The sequence below is a fragment of the Nocardioides sp. LS1 genome (assembly GCF_003865225.1).
GTDB classification, from domain to species: domain Bacteria; phylum Actinomycetota; class Actinomycetes; order Propionibacteriales; family Nocardioidaceae; genus Nocardioides; species Nocardioides ginsengisegetis.
The window spans coordinates 666,540-685,289 of record NZ_BIFF01000002.1; the positions used below are offsets into that span (position 1 = coordinate 666,540).

The 18,750-nt window shown below is 70.2% G+C and carries 21 protein-coding genes and 1 tRNA gene; 10 read left to right on the plus strand and 12 right to left on the minus strand.

Annotation, left to right across the window (positions count from 1 at the left end; translation table 11 throughout):
• Nucleotides 1–6: 6 nt before the first annotated feature.
• The 3 genes from EJF31_RS08030 to EJF31_RS08040 are packed head-to-tail and all read right to left on the minus strand — an operon-like array spanning nt 7 to nt 1,703.
• Entirely contained in the window at nt 7–363 is a 357-nt protein-coding gene (locus tag EJF31_RS08030) for a hypothetical protein (protein WP_260430701.1), read from the minus strand.
• Nucleotides 360–947 (minus strand): DNA-3-methyladenine glycosylase I, encoded by a 588-nt coding sequence (locus EJF31_RS08035; RefSeq protein WP_125036562.1) that lies wholly within the window; start codon nt 945–947, stop codon nt 360–362. Before EJF31_RS08035 ends, EJF31_RS08030 begins: the two co-directional genes overlap by 4 nt.
• Before the next feature lie 39 nt (nt 948–986).
• On the minus strand, nt 987–1,703 hold the full coding sequence (locus tag EJF31_RS08040; RefSeq protein ID WP_125036563.1) for a flavodoxin family protein: 717 nt from the start codon (nt 1,701–1,703) through the stop codon (nt 987–989).
• Nucleotides 1,704–1,810: 107 nt separating this feature from the next.
• Between EJF31_RS08040 and EJF31_RS08045 the strand changes: the two genes are divergently transcribed.
• A complete protein-coding gene (locus EJF31_RS08045) occupies nt 1,811–2,173 on the plus strand; it encodes a TfoX/Sxy family protein (protein ID WP_125036564.1) in 363 nt (120 codons plus the stop codon).
• A gap of 7 nt (nt 2,174–2,180) precedes the next feature.
• Here the strand turns inward: EJF31_RS08045 and EJF31_RS08050 are convergent, their stop codons facing one another.
• The 3 genes from EJF31_RS08050 to EJF31_RS08060 are packed head-to-tail and all read right to left on the minus strand — an operon-like array spanning nt 2,181 to nt 6,858.
• Nucleotides 2,181–3,176 (minus strand): pirin family protein, encoded by a 996-nt coding sequence (locus tag EJF31_RS08050; protein ID WP_125036565.1) that lies wholly within the window; start codon nt 3,174–3,176, stop codon nt 2,181–2,183.
• Between the two features lie 19 nt (nt 3,177–3,195).
• Entirely contained in the window at nt 3,196–5,580 is a 2,385-nt protein-coding gene (locus tag EJF31_RS08055) for an FdhF/YdeP family oxidoreductase (protein ID WP_125036566.1), read from the minus strand.
• Nucleotides 5,581–5,628: 48 nt separating this feature from the next.
• The gene (locus EJF31_RS08060) at nt 5,629–6,858 is read right to left on the minus strand and encodes a homogentisate 1,2-dioxygenase (protein WP_125036567.1); all 1,230 of its coding nucleotides are present in this window, start codon (nt 6,856–6,858) and stop codon (nt 5,629–5,631) included.
• Nucleotides 6,859–6,937: 79 nt separating this feature from the next.
• Between EJF31_RS08060 and EJF31_RS08065 the strand changes: the two genes are divergently transcribed.
• Genes EJF31_RS08065 through EJF31_RS08085 form a run of 5 tightly spaced genes read left to right on the plus strand, consistent with a single transcriptional unit; the run spans nt 6,938 to nt 11,222 of the window.
• On the plus strand, nt 6,938–7,813 hold the full coding sequence (locus EJF31_RS08065; RefSeq protein WP_125036568.1) for a hypothetical protein: 876 nt from the start codon (nt 6,938–6,940) through the stop codon (nt 7,811–7,813).
• Entirely contained in the window at nt 7,810–9,024 is a 1,215-nt protein-coding gene (fahA, locus tag EJF31_RS08070) for a fumarylacetoacetase (RefSeq protein ID WP_125036569.1), read from the plus strand. The genes EJF31_RS08065 and fahA overlap by 4 nt, the downstream gene beginning before the upstream one ends.
• Before the next feature lie 32 nt (nt 9,025–9,056).
• Nucleotides 9,057–9,524 (plus strand): nitroreductase family deazaflavin-dependent oxidoreductase, encoded by a 468-nt coding sequence (locus tag EJF31_RS08075; RefSeq protein WP_125036570.1) that lies wholly within the window; start codon nt 9,057–9,059, stop codon nt 9,522–9,524.
• A gap of 19 nt (nt 9,525–9,543) precedes the next feature.
• Nucleotides 9,544–10,488 (plus strand): metallophosphoesterase, encoded by a 945-nt coding sequence (locus tag EJF31_RS08080; protein WP_221767500.1) that lies wholly within the window; start codon nt 9,544–9,546, stop codon nt 10,486–10,488.
• Between the two features lie 2 nt (nt 10,489–10,490).
• Nucleotides 10,491–11,222, plus strand: coding sequence for a ZIP family metal transporter (locus EJF31_RS08085; protein ID WP_125036572.1), 732 nt, complete (start codon nt 10,491–10,493; stop codon nt 11,220–11,222).
• Here the strand turns inward: EJF31_RS08085 and EJF31_RS08090 are convergent.
• Complete coding sequence (locus EJF31_RS08090) at nt 11,212–12,897, minus strand: alpha-glucosidase (RefSeq protein WP_125036573.1); 1,686 nt, start codon at nt 12,895–12,897, stop codon at nt 11,212–11,214. The two genes, EJF31_RS08085 and EJF31_RS08090, sit on opposite strands and share 11 nt — an antisense overlap.
• Before the next feature lie 193 nt (nt 12,898–13,090).
• On the opposite strand from EJF31_RS08090, the gene EJF31_RS08095 reads away from it, so the two are divergent.
• From EJF31_RS08095 to EJF31_RS21800, 3 genes are all read left to right on the plus strand, one after another.
• Nucleotides 13,091–13,306, plus strand: coding sequence for a hypothetical protein (locus EJF31_RS08095; RefSeq protein WP_125036574.1), 216 nt, complete (start codon nt 13,091–13,093; stop codon nt 13,304–13,306).
• 174 nt (nt 13,307–13,480) lie between these two features.
• Entirely contained in the window at nt 13,481–13,759 is a 279-nt protein-coding gene (locus EJF31_RS08100) for a hypothetical protein (protein ID WP_125036575.1), read from the plus strand.
• Complete coding sequence (locus EJF31_RS21800; protein WP_182540912.1) at nt 13,756–13,902, plus strand: hypothetical protein; 147 nt, start codon at nt 13,756–13,758, stop codon at nt 13,900–13,902. The genes EJF31_RS08100 and EJF31_RS21800 overlap by 4 nt, the downstream gene beginning before the upstream one ends.
• A gap of 92 nt (nt 13,903–13,994) precedes the next feature.
• Here the strand turns inward: EJF31_RS21800 and EJF31_RS08105 are convergent.
• Nucleotides 13,995–14,076, minus strand: a tRNA-Tyr gene (locus tag EJF31_RS08105).
• Nucleotides 14,077–14,195: 119 nt separating this feature from the next.
• Between EJF31_RS08105 and EJF31_RS08110 the strand changes: the two genes are divergently transcribed.
• The gene (locus EJF31_RS08110) at nt 14,196–14,687 is read left to right on the plus strand and encodes a YajQ family cyclic di-GMP-binding protein (RefSeq protein WP_125036576.1); all 492 of its coding nucleotides are present in this window, start codon (nt 14,196–14,198) and stop codon (nt 14,685–14,687) included.
• A gap of 111 nt (nt 14,688–14,798) precedes the next feature.
• Here the strand turns inward: EJF31_RS08110 and EJF31_RS08115 are convergent, their stop codons facing one another.
• The 4 genes from EJF31_RS08115 to EJF31_RS08130 all read right to left on the minus strand — a co-directional run bounded on the left by EJF31_RS08115 (nt 14,799) and on the right by EJF31_RS08130 (nt 18,490).
• Entirely contained in the window at nt 14,799–15,803 is a 1,005-nt protein-coding gene (locus EJF31_RS08115; RefSeq protein ID WP_125036577.1) for a sulfate/molybdate ABC transporter ATP-binding protein, read from the minus strand.
• Nucleotides 15,800–16,627, minus strand: coding sequence for a sulfate ABC transporter permease (locus EJF31_RS08120; protein WP_260430703.1), 828 nt, complete (start codon nt 16,625–16,627; stop codon nt 15,800–15,802). The genes EJF31_RS08115 and EJF31_RS08120 overlap by 4 nt, the downstream gene beginning before the upstream one ends.
• Nucleotides 16,620–17,390 carry a sulfate ABC transporter permease subunit CysT gene (cysT, locus tag EJF31_RS08125; protein ID WP_260430704.1) on the minus strand — a complete coding sequence of 257 codons (771 nt, stop codon included), beginning with the start codon at nt 17,388–17,390 and terminating at the stop codon, nt 16,620–16,622. Before cysT ends, EJF31_RS08120 begins: the two co-directional genes overlap by 8 nt.
• A gap of 89 nt (nt 17,391–17,479) precedes the next feature.
• Nucleotides 17,480–18,490, minus strand: coding sequence for a sulfate ABC transporter substrate-binding protein (locus EJF31_RS08130; RefSeq protein WP_125036579.1), 1,011 nt, complete (start codon nt 18,488–18,490; stop codon nt 17,480–17,482).
• Nucleotides 18,491–18,750: the final 260 nt, after the last annotated feature.

The window sequence follows — 18,750 nt, forward strand, 5'->3', positions numbered from 1 at the left end:
GCTGGGTCAGAGGATGAAGTAGAGCCCGACGAGCGCGGGGAGCAGCCCGAGCAGCAGCCAGGGCCGGAGCGGGCTCTTCTGGTGGATCAGGAAGCCGGCCGCGACGCCGAGCACGCCGATGATCCCGGCGATCACGTCGACGCCGACCTGCGCACCCGGGCGCGTGGTGTCGAGGTAGATCGCGGCGACGACCAGGCCCGCCGAGAGGTGGCCGATCGTGGTGACCGCCAGCACGGACATCACCCACCGCTGGACCTGACCCATGCTCATGCCCGAGGAGGGGCGGGGGGTCGGGCGCGGCGCGTTGGGGTCCATCAGGTGCCGCCGGCGTGGCGGCGGCGGGGGGGCCGCGGGGTCGCTCACCCCGCCATTGTCCCCGCTCCCCGGCGGTGGCAGCCCACCAGGTGGGTGTCGACGATGCCGACGGCCTCCATGAGGGCATACATCGTCGTCGGGCCGACGAACGTGAAGCCCTGCTTCTTCAGGGCCTTCGACAGGGCCAGTGACTCCGGCGACCTGCCCGGCAGCTCGCCGGTGGTGCGCGGCGCGGGCTGCACCGGGGGCGCGAACGAGCGGACCAACTCCTCCAGGGAGCCGTCCATCGCCAGCAGGGCCCGGGCGTTGACGATGGTCGCGTCCACCTTGAGCCGGTTGCGCACGATGCCGGCGTCGGCCATCAGCGCGGCGACCTTGTCGGCGCCGTAGGCCGCCACGATCTCGGGGTCGAACCCGTCGAACGCCGCCCGGAAGTTGTCGCGCTTGTTGAGGATCGTGGACCACGAGAGCCCCGACTGGAACGCCTCGAGGGTCAGCCGCTCGAAGACCGCGGTGTCGCCGCTGACGGGCATCCCCCACTCGGTGTCGTGGTAGTCCTGCATGACCCCGGGCGTCGCGCCCCAGGGACAGCGGGCGATGCCGTCCTCGCCCGTCACGGGTCCGCTGCTCATGTCCCCCATCCAAGCGCAGCCCGCCGACAGCCTGATCGCTCAGCTGCGGTACTCCGGGTTCTCCCAGCCGAAGCGGGTGCCGGCGTTCCACTCGGAGCGCTGGTTCCCGTAGCCCGGCACGCCGCCGGCGTCCTTGAGCATCTTGGCCAGGTGCATGAGGTTCCACGTCATGAAGGTCGTGTTGCGGTTGGTGAAGTCGTTCTCGGGCCCGCCGCTGCCCGGGTCGAGGTACGACGGACCCGGGCCGGCCTCGCCGATCCAGCCGGCGTCGGCGTTCGGCGGGATCGTGTAGCCGATGTGCTGGAGGCTGTAGAGGACGTTCTGGGCGCAGTGCTTGATGCCGTCCTCGTTGCCGGTGATGAGGCAGCCGGCGACGCGACCGTAGAAGAGGTACTGGCCCTTGTCGTTGAGCATCCCGCTCAGCGCGTAGAGCCGCTCGATGACCTTCTTGGTGATGCTCGAGTTGTCCCCCAGCCAGATCGGGCCGGCGACCACCAGGATGTCGCTGTCGAGGATCTGCGGGTAGATGTCGGGCCAGGCATCCGTGGCCCAGCCGTGCTCACGCATGTCGGGATAGACGCCGGTCGCGATGTCGTGGTCGACCGGCCGGATCACCTCCACCGTGACGCCCTGCTTGAACATGATCGCGGCGCTGGCGTCGACCAGGCCCTCGGTGTGGCTGAGCTCCGGGCTCCGCTTGAGCGTGCAGTTGAGGAAGGTGGCCTTCAGGCCGCTGAAGTCGTGCTCGTCGGTCATGGACCCACTGTGCTGCCGGCGGTCGGCGGGCACAACGAAGAAATATGACCATGTGATGACCAGTGCCGGGCCCTCCGGAGCCGACACGGGAGTGGAAGGATCGACGCATGAAGATGCCCAAGCACACCGACGAGGACAAGGCCCGTTTCCGTGACCTCGTGCCCGAGGGCCCGGGCGTCGAGGTGAAACCGATGTTCGGCAGCCTCGGTGCGTTCGTCAACGGCAACATGTTCGCCGGGCTGTTCAGCCCGAACATCGGCGTGAAGCTCGACCCCGAGTCGCTCGAGGAGCTCCGGGGCATCGAGGGCAGCGGGCCCTTCGGCCCCGCGGAGCGCCCGATGGGCGGCTACCTCTCGCTGCCGGCGACCTTCACCGACGAGCAGGCCACGGCCTGGGTCGAACGTGCGCGTGAGTACGTCGCGACGCTCCCGCCCAAGGTGAAGAAGCCCAAGCCCGCCACGAAGGCCTGAACCTCGGTCAGCGACGTTCCTTCAACCGGGCGTTCGGGAGCTCGGGCGCGGGGATCGGCGGCAGGTGGTCGTCCACCACGATCCCGAACCGGCCGTCGGCCATCTCCTGGGAGTCCGGGACCACGCGGCCGTCCCGGGTGAGCTGGTCCTGCCACTCCTGCCGGAAGGCCACGATCTCCTCGTGAGTGCGCCCCACGAAGTTCCACCACATCACGATGGACTCGCCGAACGGCGGTCCGCCCAGGAGCAGGACCCGTGCGGGCTGCTCGCGGGCGGCGAGGGTGAGGCGGGTGCGCCCCGGTGGCACGTAGGCCAGGTCGTGCTGCTTGACCTCGACGCCGGCCACCTCGACGACGCCGGTGTCGACCAGCACGCCGTGCTCGAAGGCCTCGTCGACCTCGAGGTCGAGGCTCCCGCCCGGCTGCAGCAGGATCTCCGCACCCAGCAGCGGCGTGTACGTCGGCACCGGCGACGTGTCACCCAGCAGCGAACCGAGGAACACCCGCGCCTCCCACCGGTCGCCCGTGACCGGCTCCGGCGCGTGGTGCGCGAAGCCGGGCTCGGCGTCGCGGTCGTCGTCCGGCAGCGCGACCCACAGCTGGGCGCCGTGCAGCTCGGTCGTGGCCGGCGTCGACACCTCCGAGTGGCTGATCCCCCGCCCGGCGGTCATCAGGTTGACCTCGCCGGGACGGACCATCGCGTGGTTGCCGGCGCTGTCGCGGTGCTCGATCTCGCCGGAGAACAGCCAGCTCACGGTCTGCAGCCCGGTGTGCGGGTGCGGCGCGACGCTCATCCCCGCGCGGTCGGTGACGTCGTCGGGACCGTAGTGGTCCACGAAGCACCACGCGCCGATCAGGGAGCGGTCGCGCTGGGGCAGGGTCCGGCGTACGTGCATGGCACGGGGACCGCCCAGCGGCACCTCGCGCGGCGTCAGTATCTGGACCCCATGGGGAGAGCCGCTCGCGCAGCTGAGCTCGTCCGGGTCGTCCTCGAGGTTGCTCACGGCTCCATTGTGGCGCGGGTCAGCTCAGGTGGTCCGGCTCGACATGGCGCTTCTCCTCATCGCCACGACCCTCCTCGGACGCCTCCGGCTCCTCCACCTCGGCGCGCCCCACGGCCGGCAGCTCGGCGGCGTGCGGCTCGAGCCGCACGACCACGGACTTGAACGCCGGCTGGTTGCTGCCCTCGGCCTTGGAGTCGAGGGGCACCAATGCGTTCGCCTCGGGGTAGTAGGCGCCGGTGCAACCGCGCGGGGTGTCGTAGGAGACCACCCGGAACTTCGGCGCCATGCGCTCGGTGCCGTCCTGCCACTCGCTGACGATGTCGACCATCTGGCCGTCCTCCAGACCCAGCGCCACGATGTCGTCGGGATTGACGAAGACCACCCGGCGGCCGTTCTTGATGCCGCGATAGCGGTCGTCGAGGCCGTAGATCGTGGTGTTGAACTGGTCGTGCGAGCGCATCGTCTGCAGCAGCAGTCGTCCCTCGGGCACGTGCAGCACCTCGGTCGGGCTGACCGTGAAGATCGCCTTGTCCTTCTCCGTGGGGAACGTGCGGGTGTCGCGCGGAGGGTGGGGAAGCACGAACCCACCAGGCTGGTCGACCTTCTCGTCGTACCCCGCACAGCCGGGCACGACGCGAGCGATCCGGCGCCGGATCTCGGTGTAGTCGTCGCGGAACGACCGCCACGGCAGGTCATGGCGGTCCCCGAGGGTGGCCAGCGCCATCGAGCAGATGATGTCCACCTCGGACTTGAGCTGCTTCGACGCCGGCTTCAGCGGCCCCTGCGAGGCGTGCACCGAGCACACCGAGTCCTCGACCGTGACCCGTTGCGACCGCCCCCCGGTGAGGTCCTTCTCGCTGCGACCCAGGGCCGGCAGGATCAACGCCTCGCGCCCAGTGACGACGTGGGAGCGGTTGGGCTTGGTGGAGACGTGCACGGTGAGGTCGGCCTGACGCAGGGCGTCCTCGGTGACGGCGGTGTCGGACATGGCCGAGACGAAGTTGCCCCCCATGCCGAAGAAGACCTTCGCCCTCCCGTCACGGAACGCCTTGACGGCGGCCACGGCGTCGAAGCCGTGCTCGCGCGGCGGCTCGAAGCCGAACTCGTCGCGCAGCGAGTCGAGGAAGTGGCCGGGCGGCCGCTCCCAGATCCCCATCGTGCGGTCGCCCTGGACGTTGGAGTGGCCGCGCACCGGGAACAGGCCGGCACCGGGCTTGCCGATGTTGCCCTGCAGGAAGGCGAGGTTGGAGATCTCCTTGACGGTGGCGACGCCGTTGCGGTGCTGGGTGATCCCCATCGCCCAGCAGATCACCGTCTTGCTGGACGCGGCCAGCATGCCGGCGGCCTCCTCGATCACGGCACGGGTCAGGCCGGTGGAGCGCAGGACCAGGTCCCAGTCCAGGGCGCGCAGGTGGTCGGCCCAGGCCTCGAAGCCGTAGGTGTGCTGGTCGATGAAGTCCTGGTCGAGGTGGCCACCCTCCAGCAGCAGCGCCGAGAGAGCCTGGAAGAGGGCCAGGTCTCCGTTGATCCGGACGGGCAGGTGCAGGTCGGCCATCGCGGTGCCGTGCCCGACGACGCCCTTGGCTTTCTGCGGGTTCTTGAAGCGGACCAGCCCCGCCTCCTTGAGCGGGTTCACGGCGATGATCTTCGCGCCGTTCTTCTTCGCGATCTCCAGGGCGGTCAGCATCCGTGGGTGGTTGGTGCCGGGGTTCTGGCCGGCGATGATGATCAGCTCGGCGTTGTGGACGTCCTCCAGGGTCACGGACGCCTTGCCGATCCCGATCACCTCGGCGAGACCCACCGACGTCGATTCGTGGCACATGTTGGAGCAGTCCGGCAGGTTGTTGGTTCCGAACGCGCGCGCGAACAGCTGGTAGGCGAAGGCGGCCTCGTTGGAGGTCTTGCCGGAGGTGTAGAACACCGCCTCGTCCGGGCTCGTCAGGCCGTTGAGGTGCCGCCCGATCAGCTCAAAGGCGCCGTCCCACGAGATCGGCTCGTAGTGGGTGGCGTCGGCGCGCTTGACCATCGGCTCGGTGATCCGACCCTGCTGGCCCAGCCAGTAGTCGGTCTTGCCTGCGAGCTCCTCCAGCGAGTGCTCACGGAAGAAGTCCGCGTCCACCCGCCTCAGGGTGGCCTCCTCGGTGACCGCCTTGGCGCCGTTCTCGCAGAACTCCGCGGTGTGCCGGTGCTCCGGGTCGGGATCGGGCCAGGCGCAGCCCTGGCAGTCGAACCCGTCGACCTGGTTGAGCTTCAGCAGTGTCTGCGCCGTGCGGACGGGGCCCATCTGCTCGAGTGCCCTCTTCATGCTGACCGCGACCGCGGTCACCCCCGCGGCCGCGTGGGCCGAGTCCTCGACCTCCAGCTCCGACTCGTCGATGTCTTGGCGGGGTGCTTTGCGGCTCATGCCTACATCCTTACCCGGTGGTCAACAGCCGATGCACCGGGCGCCAGCTCAGCTGTTGCTGAACACCGCCGGGTTGTCGTCACCCTCCAGGCCACGGCCCGCCCACGTCCAGGCGTACGCCGGGTCCTCGGCCGCGACGCCGGCCTCACCGAGGTCGAGCGGGGCGAAGGTGTCGACCATGACGGCCGACTCGTCGAAGTACTCGGCGCCCAGCGACGCCTCGATCGCGGCGGGCTGCGGACCGTGGGCGTGCCCGCCCGGGTGCAGCGAGATCGAGCCGATGTTGATGCCCGAGCCCTTGCGCGCCTCGTAGTCGCCGCCGACGTAGAACATGACCTCGTCGCTGTCGACGTTGGAGTGGTAGTAGGGCACCGGAACCGCCAGCGGGTGGTAGTCGACCTTGCGGGGCAGGAAGTTGCAGATCACGAAGTTGTGGCCCTCGAAGACCTGGTGGACCGGCGGCGGCTGGTGGATCTTGCCCGTGATCGGCATGTAGTCGTCGATGTTGAACGTGTAGGGGTAGAGGCAGCCGTCCCAGCCGACCACGTCGAACGGGTGGGTCGCGTAGGTCATCCGGGTGCCGACGATGCCCGCCGAGGTGCGGTGCTTGACCAGCACCTCGACGTCGGTGGCGTCGGGATCCTCGGCCAGCAGCGGCCCCACGGGCCCGTGCAGGTCGCGCTCGCAGTAGGGCGCGTGCTCGAGCAGCTGTCCGTAGCGGGAGAGGTAGCGCCTGGGCGGGGCGATGTGGCTGTTGGCCTCCACCGCGTAGAGCCGGCTCGGCTCGGCGGGGACCCAGCGGTGGGTGGTCGCCCGCGGCACGACGACGTAGTCCCCCTGCCGGTAGGCCAGCGTGCCGAACACCGTCTCGACGGTGCCGCTGCCGGTCTCGACGTACACGCACTCGTCGCCGATCGCGTTGCGGTAGAGCGGGGAGGGCCCGGAGTCCTGGCCGCCGGTGACGACGTAGCTGATCCGGACGTCGTTGTTGGCGAGCACCAGCCGCCGGCCGGTCACCGCGTCGGGCCCGGTCTCGAGGGTGTGCAGCTTGAGGTGGCGCGGCTTGAGGGGGTGGTTGGGAGTGCGCGTCTGGTCGGGCAGCTCCCACACGTCCGCGCCGACGATCGCCGACGGCACGCCCCGGTGGTAGAGCAGCGAGGAGTCGGAGGAGAAGCCCTCCTCCCCCATCAGCTCCTCGTAGTAGAGCCGTCCCTCGGGATCGCGGAACTGCGTGTGCCGCTTGGGGGGGACCTCGCCGACCTGCCGGTAGTGCGCCATGGTGCCAGTCTGCCTGTTCGCCTATTGTCCGATAATCGAACGATTCGTCCGCTATCTGCCTGCTGGTTAGAGTAGCCGCGTGACCTCCACTCTGGAACCCGCCTGGGCCGGACTGGTCGACGACGCGGCCATCTTCCCGCCTGCCGAGACACCCCTCGCCGACGCCGTCACGGCGTACGTCGATCGCCGCGGGCACTGGTCGGCGCCGTTCGTGGCGTCGTTCGTGGTCACCGACGTGAGGCTCCCCGAGGTCGGCGCCTCGGTGGTCGAGCCCGTCGAGATCCCGGTGTCGGTCGTGGTGACCGGTGGCGCCGGTGCGATCGCGGGCGCCCTGCGGCTGGCCGCCCGGCACCAGCACCCCGTGGCGGGGCTGGAGATCGCGCTGCGCGACCTCGACGACCTGCCCGGCAACGCCCGTCGCGTGGTGGCCGCGGTCGACGCGGCCCGCGACGAGGGCCTGATGGGCGACGACACCCCGGTCTTCCTGGAGCTGCCGCACGCGGGGTCGACGGCCACCTGGCTGGCGGCCGCGGACGTGGCGGCCGAGCGCGAGCTGCGGCTGAAGTTCCGGACCGGCGGGCTCGAGGCCCACCTCTTCCCCGCCGCCCACGCGCTGGCCCGCTGGATCGACGCCGCGCTGGACCGAGAGACACCCTTCAAGTGCACCGCCGGGCTGCACAACGCGGTGCGGCACACCGGCCCGGCAGCGGACGGCGGCTTCGAGCACCACGGCTTCCTCAACGTGCTGCTCGCGACCCGTCGCGCCTTCGACGGCGCCGGGCTCGACGAGGTCGTCGCGACCCTCGAGGAGCGGGACGGCGCCACCCTCGCCGCGGCCGCCCGGGCCGAGGACCTGGGCGGGGCCCGCCGGTGGTTCACCTCCTTCGGCTCGTGCAGCGTCACGGAGCCGCTCGACGACCTGATCGCCCTCGGACTCCTGGAGGACCACTCATGAGCACCCCCACGGCCGCCGCCACCTGGGTCGAGGGCGCCGCCGGCTCCCTCTTCGACGTCGACAACCTGCCGTGCGGCGTGTTCTCGCGACCCGGTGAGGACCCGCGCGTCGGCGTCCGGATCGGCGACCGGGTCCTGGACCTCGCGCCGGTCGCGGCCGCCGAGATGCTCGACGTGCACCACGTCTTCCAGGAGTCCTCGCTCAACGCCCTGATGGCCGAGGGGCGGGCGGTCCGCACGTCGGTGCGGCGCTGGCTGACCGGGCTGCTCACCGACGAGACCGAGCGGGACCTGGTCGAGCCGCACCTCGTGCCGCTGGAGGACGTGACGATGCACCTCGCGGTCGAGGTCGCCGACTACGTCGACTTCTACGCCTCGCTCGACCATGCCTCCAACGTCGGCCGGATCTTCCGCCCCGACCAGGAGCCGTTGCTGCCCAACTGGCGGCACCTGCCCGTCGGCTACCACGGGCGCTCCGGCACCGTCGTCGCGTCCGGCACCCCCGTGGTCCGGCCGTGCGGGCAGCGGAAGGCCCCGACCGAGGACACCCCCACCTGCGGACCCAGCCGCCGCCTCGACATCGAGGCCGAGCTCGGCTTCGTGGTCGGCACACCGACGGCCATGGGCGACCGGGTGACCGTCGACGCCTTCGCCGACCACGTCTTCGGCGTCGTCGGGCTCAACGACTGGTCGGCCCGCGACATCCAGGCCTGGGAGTACGTCCCGCTCGGGCCGTTCCTGGGCAAGTCCTTCGCGACCTCGATCAGCCAGTGGGTGACGCCCGTCGAGGCGCTGGACGCCGCCTGGGTCGACCTCCCGGGACAGGACCCGCGGCCGCTGGACTACCTGTCCCCCGACACCGCGCGCGGGCTGGACATCGACGTCGAGATCGAGCTCAACGGCGAGGTGGTCAGCCGCCCGCCGTACCGCTCGATGTACTGGTCGCCAGCGCAGATGCTGGCCCACATCACGGTCAACGGCGCCTCGCTGCGCACCGGCGACCTCTACGGCTCGGGCACGATCAGCGGCCCCGACCGCGACCAGCGCGGCTCCTTCCTCGAGCTGAGCTGGGGCGGGACCGAGCCGTTCGCCGGAGGCCACACGTTCCTCGAGGACGGCGACGAGGTCGTGCTCCGCTACACCGCCCCCGGCACGTCCGGCGGCCGGATCGCACTCGGCGAGGTCACCGGGCGGATCGAACCCGCCCGGTAGAACACGTTCTCACTGTCAGTAGGATCTGGCCCATGGGCCTGCTGACTCCCCTCGCCGTCCGCATCGGGGCGCTCTCCTGGATGCCGAAGCTCCTCCCCCAGGTCGTCACCGTCGACACGACGCTCCAGCGCGTCACGAAGGGCCGGGTGAGCCTGCTCGACGTCGCGGGACTGCCCAACCTGACGCTGACCGTGCCCGGTCGCAAGAGTGGCATCCCGCGGTCGACGCCGCTGCTGTGCGTCCCGCACGACGGCAAGTGGCTGATCGCGGGCTCCTACTTCGGCGGACCGAAGATGCCCCTGTGGGTGGGCAACCTGCGCGCCACCGAGACCGCCGAGATCACCATCGGCGGTCGCACCACGACCGTCCGCTGGCGCGAGCTCGAGGGCGCGGAGCGGGCCCGGATGTGGCAGGTCATGCTGCGCGCCTGGCCCAACTACGCGAAGTACGAGGCCCGCACCGACCGGCTGATCCCCGTCTTCCTGCTGGAGCGCGCCTGACCTCGCTAGGTTGGGCGTCGTGCCCGTCCAGCTCGGCCAGTACCCCGCGCCCCACCACGTCGTCGCGCACGTGAGCGACCCCCACCTGCTCGCCGATCGGCTCCAGTACGGCGTCATCGACACCGTCGCCGGCCTGCAGCGAGCCCTGGCGCGCCTGGCTCACGTCGACCCACCGCCCCAGGCGCTCGTGTTCACCGGCGATCTCGCCGACAAGGCCGAGCCTGCGGCGTACGCCCGGCTGCGCGAGGTCGTCGAGCCGGCCGCGGCCGCGATGGGGGCGCAGGTCGTCTGGGTGATGGGCAACCACGACGAGCGACCGCCGTACGCCCGGGCGCTGTTCGACGAGGATGCCGGCCCCGACGGCGCCGAGCGTCCCCAGGACCGGGTCCACGACGTCGACGGGCTGCGGATCGTCGCGCTCGACACCAGCGTCCCGGACTACCACCACGGCGAGATCACCGACGAGCAGCTCACCTGGCTGGCCGACGTGCTCAGCACCCCGGCGCCGCACGGCACGCTGCTCGCGCTGCACCACCCGCCGATCCCGGTGCCGATGCTGCGCGCCGCCGAGATCATCGAGCTCCTCGACCAGGACCGGCTGGCAGCGGTGCTCGAGGGCACCGACGTGCGGGGCATCCTCGGCGGCCACTTCCACTTCTCGTCGTACTCCACGTTCGCGGGGATCCCGGTCTCCGTGGCCTCCGCGACCTGCTACACCTCCGACCCGGCGCCCGTCGACCGCTTCGTGTCCGGCGTCGACGGGCACCAGTCGGTCAACGTGCTCCACGTGTACGACGACCGCGTGGTCACCACGCTCGTCCCGCTGGCCGATGCCCCCGAGGTGAGCGGCTTCCCCGCCGACGTCGTGGCACAGGTCGAGTCGCTCAGCCCCGAGGAGCGGCGCGAGATCCTGTCGCGCAAGAGCTCCGGCTTCTACACGAGCAGTGCCGACGGGGAGGACTGACCATGTGGATGGCCCTGTTCTGGGGCGCGTTCTCGTCGGCATCGCTCTACGTCGGCCAGGCCCTCGCGAAGCCGCTCGGACACCGGACCCGGGCGGTCGGCCTGCTGATGGGCTTCGGCGCGGGCACGCTGCTGAGCGCGGTCGCCTACCAGCTCGTCCCCCAGGAGAGCCTGCGGCACGGGATCGCGCCGGTGCTCGGCTTCGTCGGCGGCGCAGCGGCGTACTACCTCGGCGACCTGCTGATCGACTCCCGCGGCGGCGAGCACCGGCAGCGCATCAAGCCCTCGTCCGAGCAGGCCGGGGAGGGCAGCGGCGCCGCGATGTTCCTCGGGGCGCTCCTCGACGGCATCCCCGAGGCCTTCATCCTCGGCCTGACCCTTGCGCTGGGCGGGTCACTGAGCCTGGCGTTCCTCGCGGCGATCTTCGTCTCCAACGTGCCGCAAGGCCTGGCCGGCACGACCAGCCTCGAGGCGTCCGGCACCACGCAGCAACGGATCTTCTGGATGTGGACGGGGCTCACCGCCGCCTGCGGGGTCGCCTCGCTGCTCGGGAACGCCCTGGCCGGGCACCTGACCGGCATCGCCGCGCCGGCCGAGGCCTTCGCCGGCGGCGCCGTCCTCATGATGCTCGCCGACTCGATGACCCCCGAGGCGCACCAGCACGGCGGCCGGGCCGTCGGCCTGTTCACCGTCGCGGGATTCCTGGTGGCGGGGGCGCTCAGCGTCATCCAGTGACGGTCCGGCGCAGCACCCGCGCCTCCCACGGTCGCAGCACCGCCGGGTCGACGTCACCCGTGAGGTTGCCCAGCAGCAGTGCGGCGTCCCGCTCGACCACCTCCTCGGGCAGCTCGACCTGCGCGCCCGAGAAGTTGCCCAGCACCAGCAGCTCGTCGTCGCCGAGGCGGCGGGTGAACGCATAGACCGTCGGGTGGTCCGGCAGCAGCATCGTGAAGTCACCGAGAGCCACCACCGGCTCGTCGTGCCGGAGCGCCACGAGGCGCCGGTAGTGCTCGAAGACCGAGCCCTCCACACCGACCTGGGCGGCCGCGTTGACGGTCTCGTGGTCGGGGTTGACGTCGATCCACGGCGTACCGGTCGTGAAGCCCGCCTGCGGGCCTGCGTCCCACTGCATCGGGGTCCGTGCGTTGTCGCGCCCCATCGCGGCGATGGCGGCCATCACCGCAGCCGGGTCCGCGCCGCCGGCGACGGCGTGGGCGTGGTGGTTGAGCGACTCGATGTCGCGCAGCTGGTCCACCCGCTCGAAGCCGACGTTGGCCATGCCGAGCTCCTCGCCCTGGTAGACGTACGGCGTCCCCCGGTGCAGGTGCAGCACGGTCCCGAGCATCGTGGCCGAGGCCGTCCGGTGCGCGCCGTCGTCGCCGAAGCGCGACACGATCCGCGGCTGGTCGTGGTTGTTCCAGTAGAGGCTGTTCCAGCCGCGCTCGGCCAGCGCCTCCTGCCAGCGCCCCAGCGACCGCTTGAGGTCACGGAGGTCGAGGGTGCGCACGTCCCACTTGCCGCCCGGCCCGTGGTCGAGGCCCACGTGCTCGAACTGGAAGACCATGTCGAGCTCGCGCCGCTCGGGGTCGGTGAACAGGACGGCGTGCTCGACGGTGACCGCCGGCATCTCGCCGACCGTGATCAGCTCCGCCTCACGACCCTCGAAGACCTCGGCGTGCATCTCCTGGATGAACTCGTGGATGCGCGGCCCGTTGAGGAAGCTCGGCCCCCCGTCGCCGTACGGCGCTCCCGCGGCCCGCTGGCCGTCGGGCAGCGCTGTGTCCTTGGAGATCATGTTGATGACGTCCATGCGGAACCCGTCGACCCCGCGGTCCAGCCACCAGCGCATCATCGCGTAGACCGCCTGCCGCACCTCGGGGTTCTCCCAGTTGAGGTCGGGCTGCTTGCGGCTGAACAGGTGCAGGAAGTAGTCGCCGGTCGCCTCGTCGCGCTCCCAGGCGGAGCCGGAGAAGAACGAGCCCCAGTTGTTGGGCTGGCCGCCGTCGGCGGCTGGTGGCCGCCACCAGTACCAGTCCCGCTTGGGGTTGTCCTTCGACGCGCGCGACTCGACGAACCACGGGTGCTCGTCGGAGGTGTGGTTGACGACCAGGTCCATCACCAGCTTCATGCCCCGGGCGTGCAGCTCGGCGAGCAGGTGGTCCAGGTCGGCCAGCGAGCCGAAGACGGGATCGACGTCCTGGTAGTCGGAGATGTCGTAGCCGTTGTCGTCCTGCGGCGAGGGGTAGACCGGGGACAGCCACACCACGTCGACGCCGAGGGCCACGAGGTGGTCGAGGTGGGCCGTGATGCCGGGCAGGTCACCGATGCCGTCGCCGTTGCTGTCGGCGAAGCTGCGCGGATAGATCTGGTAGACCACGGCGGACTTCCACCAGGGCTCGGACGGGGTCATGGCGGGGGCCTTCCGATCGGCGGCGGCTTCGACGTCGGACCACCGTACCGCCGGATGTCGGACCGATCGGGCGCCACCGTTCCGGCATCCGCACCGACGTTCGCATCGTCGGTGATCTCGCCGACAAGCCCGTTTGGCGGCCCCCTCCCGTGCGCAGGCTCAGGTCCTGGGCAACACTCCGGGAGGGAGCCAGATGATCCTCGACGGACGTACGGCGATCGCCACCCTCGCCGTCACCATCTCGCTCGGCGCCGTGGTCGTGGTGCATGCCGACGACCGCGTCGATCCACTGGACGTCGGGCTCGTCTCCTGCGCGAGCACCGCGGGCCGCGACTGCGGCGTCGACCGGCGCCTGCACCCCGACCGCACCTCACCGGTCCCCGTGCCGGCCCCACAGCGCAGCCACTGAGCCACTGAGCCGGGCCCGGCTCCGCGCGCCGGATGCCGGACCCGAACGCGGCTCTCCACCCGTCATCCGGTCACCTCCGGGCGCACCGCGTGACGTGGGCGACAGACCGGTTTGGTGGCGGCCGCGACGAGCATCATCCCGACATCGAAACCACGACTCCGGGAGGGGAGCCAGATGAGCATCGACCAGCAGCCGCAGCAGCACTACCACCACCAGCACGAGCACTTCCTGCGCGACGCCTTCGGCTCCCCGATCACCGACGGAGCGTGCGTGCTCGACCAGGACAAGGAGGTCGGCTACGTCCGCCTCGCGTCCGGTCCGGGCATGCCGGGTCCCGACTCGATGTACTGGGACGGGTGGTTCAACGTCACCAAGACCCGCGACGAGCACCCGCTCCGCGGCAAGCTCCTCAACGGCGAGCGCGTCCAGCTGCTGGGGCGGAGCGGACAATGACCTGGCACACCGTCACCGTCGCCTCCGGGGAGCTGTGCTCCTGCGTCGTCGACATCCGCCGCCACGGCGGCCTCGTGACCAGCACCAAGCGTTGCCCCGACGGCTACGTCGTCACCTGGGTCAGCTGCCCCCACGGCAAGTAGTCACCGCGGCGGGGCTGCCTCCCCGGCACCGCACCACAACTCCACAGCTCAGACGAGGAACGCCCCCGGTCGGTGGAGACCGGGGGCGTTCGTGGCAGGTGAAGGATTCGAACCTTCGAAGGCAAAGCCGACGGATTTACAGTCCGCTCCCATTGGCCGCTCGGGCAACCTGCCTGGGGTGCCGCGCCACCGGCGTTTGGCCGGTCGGCAGCAAGGCGAAACAATAGCGCAGCCACATCGCCAGACGAAAACCGCCGGGACCCCCGGCGGGCCCCGCAGCAGGAGGAGACACCATGGCCGACTCGTCGTTCGACATCGTCAGCAAGCTCGACCGCCAGGAGGTCGACAACGCCCTCGGACAGACCGCACGCGAGGTCGCCACCCGCTTCGACTTCAAGGGCACCGGCGCCAAGATCGAGTGGTCCGGCGACACGGGCGTGGAGATCGAGGCGTCGGCCGACGACCGCGCGACCGCCGTCCTCGACGTCTTCAAGGACAAGCTGATCAAGCGCAACCAGAGCCTGAAGATCCTCGACGCCTCCGAGCCGCGCCAGTCCGGCCAGGTCAGCAAGATCTCGATCACCCTCAAGGAGGGGATCACCTCCGAGGACGCCAAGAAGATCTCCAAGCTGATCCGCGACGAGGGCCCCAAGGGCGTCAAGGCCCAGATCCAGGGCGACGAGCTCCGGATCTCCTCCAAGAAGCGCGACGACCTCCAGGCCGTCCAGGCGCTGGTCAAGGGCCAGGACCTCGACTTCGCGGTGCAGTTCACCAACTACCGCTGACGCGGCACTGGGGGGCACTCCCAGACACGCGAGAGGGCACTTCGAGGCAGTGGTGCTGCCTCGAAGTGCCCTCTCACCCCGTTCAGAGTGCCGGAGAGTGCCCTCTCGCGGTCAGACGGCGGACTCCAGGAGCGAGTCGTCGGTCCGCTTCTTCATGACCGGCACGGTGAGGGCGCCGTTCTCCGGGGTGAGCCAGACCTGGACGCCCTCGTCGATCCCGAGCGAGCGGGCGTGGGTCCGGGTCATCACGACGGTGATGTCCGAGCCGTCCTCGGCGGTGACGGTCACCCGCACCTCGAAGCCGACGCGGAGGACCCGCGTCACCCGGCCGGGCACGGCACCCGCGAGGGTGGGCGCCAGCGACACGGTGATGTCGTGCGGACGGAGCAGTACGCCGCCGAGCGTCGTGACCTCGCCGAGGAACGACATGACGAAGTCGCTCGCGGGGGCGTCGTACAGCTCGTCGGGGGTGCCCACCTGCTCCACGCGCCCGTCGTTGATCACCACGATCTCGTCGGCGACCTCGAGGGCCTCCTCCTGGTCGTGGGTCACGAACACCGTCGTCACGTGCACCTCGTCGTGCAGGCGGCGCAGCCAGTCGCGCAGCTCCTTGCGGACCTTGGCGTCGAGCGCACCGAACGGCTCGTCGAGGAGCAGCACCTTCGGCTCCACGGCGAGGGCGCGCGCGAGTGCCATCCGCTGACGCTGGCCGCCCGAGAGCTGCGAGGGCAGCCGGTGGGCGAACTGCTGGAGGTGGACGAGCCGGAGCAGCTCGTCGACCTTCGCGGCGATCTCGGCCTTGGGCCGCTTGCGGATCTCGAGGCCGAACGCGACGTTCTTGGCCACGGTCATGTGCTTGAAGACCGCGTAGTGCTGGAACACGAAGCCCACGTTGCGCTTCTGCGGCGGCAGCTTCGTGGCGTCGGTGCCCTCGATGCTGACCGACCCCTCGTCGGCGCTGTCGAGGCCGGCGATGATCCGGAGCAGGGTGGACTTGCCGCCACCCGACGGCCCGAGCAGGGCGGTCAGCTGGCCGGTCGGCAGGGACACCGACACGTCATCGAGGGCGACGAAGTCGCCGAAGCGCTTCGAGACGCCGGAGACGTCGATACTCATTTCTTGTCCTCCTTCGGACGCAGCAGGGCGACCACGATGAGGCACAGCACCGCCGCGAAGGCGAGCATGAACGACATCGAGTAGGCCGTCTCCTGCTGGAAGTTCTGGTACTTCTGCTGGACGAGGACGGTCGCGACCTGGGTCTCGCCGCCGATGTTGCCGGCGACGACCTTCACCGCGCCGAACTCACCGAGGGACCGGGCCAGGCTGAGCACGACGCCGTAGACGATCGCCCACTTGATGCCGGGCAGGGTGATCCGGCGGAACGTCTGCCAGGCGTTGGCACCGAGGCTGCGCGCGGCCTGTTCCTGGTCGTCACCCATCTCCTCGAGCACGGGCACGACCTCGCGGATCACCAGCGGCAGGGCCACGAAGCAGGTCGCCATGATCATGCCGGGCTTGGCGAAGATGACCTGAAGGCCGTTGGCCTCCAGCGTCGGGCCGAACCAGCCGAAGCGGCCGTTGTAGACCAGCACCAGGGCCAGGCCCACCACGACCGGCGAGACCGACAGGGGTACGTCGATCAGCGCCGAGAGGATGCGCTTGCCCGGGAAGTTGAACCGGACCAGCAGCAGGGACATGCCCACGCCGAACACCAGGTTGATCAGGACCGCCGCGACGGCGACCTGCCCGGTGAGCTGCAGCGCGTGCACGACGTCGGGGTCGGCCAGCGCCTCGCGGATGCCCTGGGTGCCGTGGGCGAAGGTCTCCTTCACCACCAGCGAGGTGGGCCAGGCGACCAGGAAGAAGAGGTAGCCGACCACGAGCAGGCGCAGGCCCCACTTCACCAGCAGGGACTCGTTCTTGACTGCGGAGCTAGCCACGGCGCGCCACCCTCCTCTGGATCACGTCGAGCGCGACGATCGCCAGCAGCGCCACCACGAGCAGGATGGTCGCGACGGCGGCCGCGGAGGCCGTGTCACCACCCTCGAGGTAGGACAGCATCCGCACCGAGGTGACCTCCGTGCGGTAGGGCAGGTTGCCGCTCAGCAGGACCAGCGAGCCGTACTCGCTGATGCCGCGGGCGAACGACAGCGCGGCCCCGGCGAAGATCGCCGGCACGAGCGTCGGGAGCACGACCCGGCGGAAGGTGGTGATGCGGCTCGCGCCGAGCGACGCCGCGGCGTCCTCGACGTCGGTCTCCATCTCCTCCAGGACCGGCTGCACCGTGCGGACGACGAACGGCAGCGTCACGAAGGCGATGGCGAGGAAGACCGCCATCCGCGTGTTGCTGGCGTGCACGCCGACGGGGCTGCCCGGACCGTAGAGCGAGAGCAGCACGAGGCCGGCGACGATCGTCGGCAGCGCGAACGGGATGTCGATGACCAGGTCGAGGATGGCCTTGCCAGGAAAACGATCACGAACCAGCACCCAGGCGATGATCGTTCCCATGACCATGTTCAACGCGGTCACACCGAGGGACGTGAAGACCGTCAGCCGCAGCGCGGCCAGGGTCTGCTTGTTGGTCACGGCGTCCTGGAACGTCTCCCAGCCGCCACCGGAGGCCTTGACGACCACGGCAGCGAGAGGGATGAGGACCAGGAGGCTGAACCAGATCATGGCGACGCCGAGGCCGAGCCCCGACACCGCGGACAGCGAGGAACCGGACGAGGCCGATCGGCGCTTGCGCGCCGACCGGCCCCCCACAGCTCCCGCGACAGGAGCAGTGGTCGCCATTACTGGTTCGCTTCCGCCTGGATCTTGGTGATGATGCCGTCGTTCTCGTCGAAGAACTTCGTGTTGGCCTCGTCCCAGCCACCGAAGTTGTCGTCGATGGTGAGCAGCTTGGCCGGGTTCGGGAACGGGTTGGCCGGGTCGTTGGCGCCCTCGACGTTGAGGCCGGGGACGTCGACGAGCGGGCGGTAGCCGGTCTCGGCGTACAGCTTCTGGCCCTCGTCGCTCTTCTGGAACTCCAGGAACTTCTCGGCCGCCGGCGCCGCGTCCTTGGTGACCGCGCACGGGTTCTGGATCAGCAACGAGGAGTCCGGGATGACGTAGTCGAAGTCGGTGCCGTTCTGGCGGGCGAGGATGGCCTCGTTCTCGTAGGAGAGCAGGACGTCGCCGGTGCCGCTGGTGAACGCGGTCGTGGCGTCACGGCCGCTGTCCGGGAGGGCGGCGATGTTGCCGAAGAACTTCTTCATGTAGGCCTCGGCGTCCGCGTCGGAGCCGCCGTCGGCGAGGACCGAGCCGTAGGCCGCGAGGAGGTTCCACTTGGCGGAGCCGGACGAGGCCGGGTTGGGGGTCACGATGCCGATGCCGGGCTTGGTCAGGTCGTCCCAGCTGTCGATGTGCTTGGGGTTGCCCGACTTCACGACCATCACCACGAGCGACTGCGTGCAGATGCCCTTGGTGTCGTTGTCCTTCCAGTCGTCGGCCACGATGCCCTCGTCGACCAGCTTGGTCACGTCGGGCTCGAGGGAGAGGTGAACCTCGTCAGCGTCGGCACCGGCGATGACGGCGCGGGCCTGGTCGCCGGAGGCGCCGTAGGAACCCTTGATGTCGACGCCCTTGCCGTCGGCAGTCTTGTTGAAGGCGTCGATGACGCCGGAGTTGGCCGATTCGAGGACGGAGTATCCGACCACGTTGAGCGTGTTCGCGTCGCTGGCAGAGGAGTCACTGGAGCACCCCGACAAGGCCAGCACCCCGACGGTCGCAATGGCCGCGGCAGCCTTGATCGTGTTGTTCATGCCATCTCTTTCCCGCCCCGCGAGTCGGGGCGTTTCTCGTCAATGTCGGGAATGCTAGTCGACTTTAGTGTTCGAGTCAGATTTATGGACGCGTGTCGTGGGTCACGCCCCGCGCATCGCGTCCCGAGACGCCGCAGACCCGGGCTCGTCCCACCCCCGGAAGCACCGTCCGCCACCCCGTGGCTCCCCGGTATCGTGGGGAGCCGGGCCCACGCTGTGGGCGCGCAGGACTGGAACGTGTTTCGACTGGGTCAAGGAAG

Coding starts and splice junctions, on each gene's coding strand:
- EJF31_RS08035 (WP_125036562.1), bottom strand. CDS start 947: ATGAGCAGCGGACCCGTGACGGGCGAGGACGGCATCGCCCGCTGTCCC.
- EJF31_RS08040 (WP_125036563.1), bottom strand. CDS start 1,703: ATGACCGACGAGCACGACTTCAGCGGCCTGAAGGCCACCTTCCTCAAC.
- EJF31_RS08045 (WP_125036564.1), top strand. CDS start 1,811: ATGAAGATGCCCAAGCACACCGACGAGGACAAGGCCCGTTTCCGTGAC.
- EJF31_RS08055 (WP_125036566.1), bottom strand. CDS start 5,580: ATGAGCCGCAAAGCACCCCGCCAAGACATCGACGAGTCGGAGCTGGAG.
- EJF31_RS08060 (WP_125036567.1), bottom strand. CDS start 6,858: ATGGCGCACTACCGGCAGGTCGGCGAGGTCCCCCCCAAGCGGCACACG.
- fahA (WP_125036569.1), top strand. CDS start 7,810: ATGAGCACCCCCACGGCCGCCGCCACCTGGGTCGAGGGCGCCGCCGGC.
- EJF31_RS08075 (WP_125036570.1), top strand. CDS start 9,057: ATGGGCCTGCTGACTCCCCTCGCCGTCCGCATCGGGGCGCTCTCCTGG.
- EJF31_RS08085 (WP_125036572.1), top strand. CDS start 10,491: ATGTGGATGGCCCTGTTCTGGGGCGCGTTCTCGTCGGCATCGCTCTAC.
- EJF31_RS08090 (WP_125036573.1), bottom strand. CDS start 12,897: ATGACCCCGTCCGAGCCCTGGTGGAAGTCCGCCGTGGTCTACCAGATC.
- EJF31_RS08095 (WP_125036574.1), top strand. CDS start 13,091: ATGATCCTCGACGGACGTACGGCGATCGCCACCCTCGCCGTCACCATC.
- EJF31_RS08100 (WP_125036575.1), top strand. CDS start 13,481: ATGAGCATCGACCAGCAGCCGCAGCAGCACTACCACCACCAGCACGAG.
- EJF31_RS21800 (WP_182540912.1), top strand. CDS start 13,756: ATGACCTGGCACACCGTCACCGTCGCCTCCGGGGAGCTGTGCTCCTGC.
- EJF31_RS08110 (WP_125036576.1), top strand. CDS start 14,196: ATGGCCGACTCGTCGTTCGACATCGTCAGCAAGCTCGACCGCCAGGAG.
- EJF31_RS08115 (WP_125036577.1), bottom strand. CDS start 15,803: ATGAGTATCGACGTCTCCGGCGTCTCGAAGCGCTTCGGCGACTTCGTC.
- EJF31_RS08130 (WP_125036579.1), bottom strand. CDS start 18,490: ATGAACAACACGATCAAGGCTGCCGCGGCCATTGCGACCGTCGGGGTG.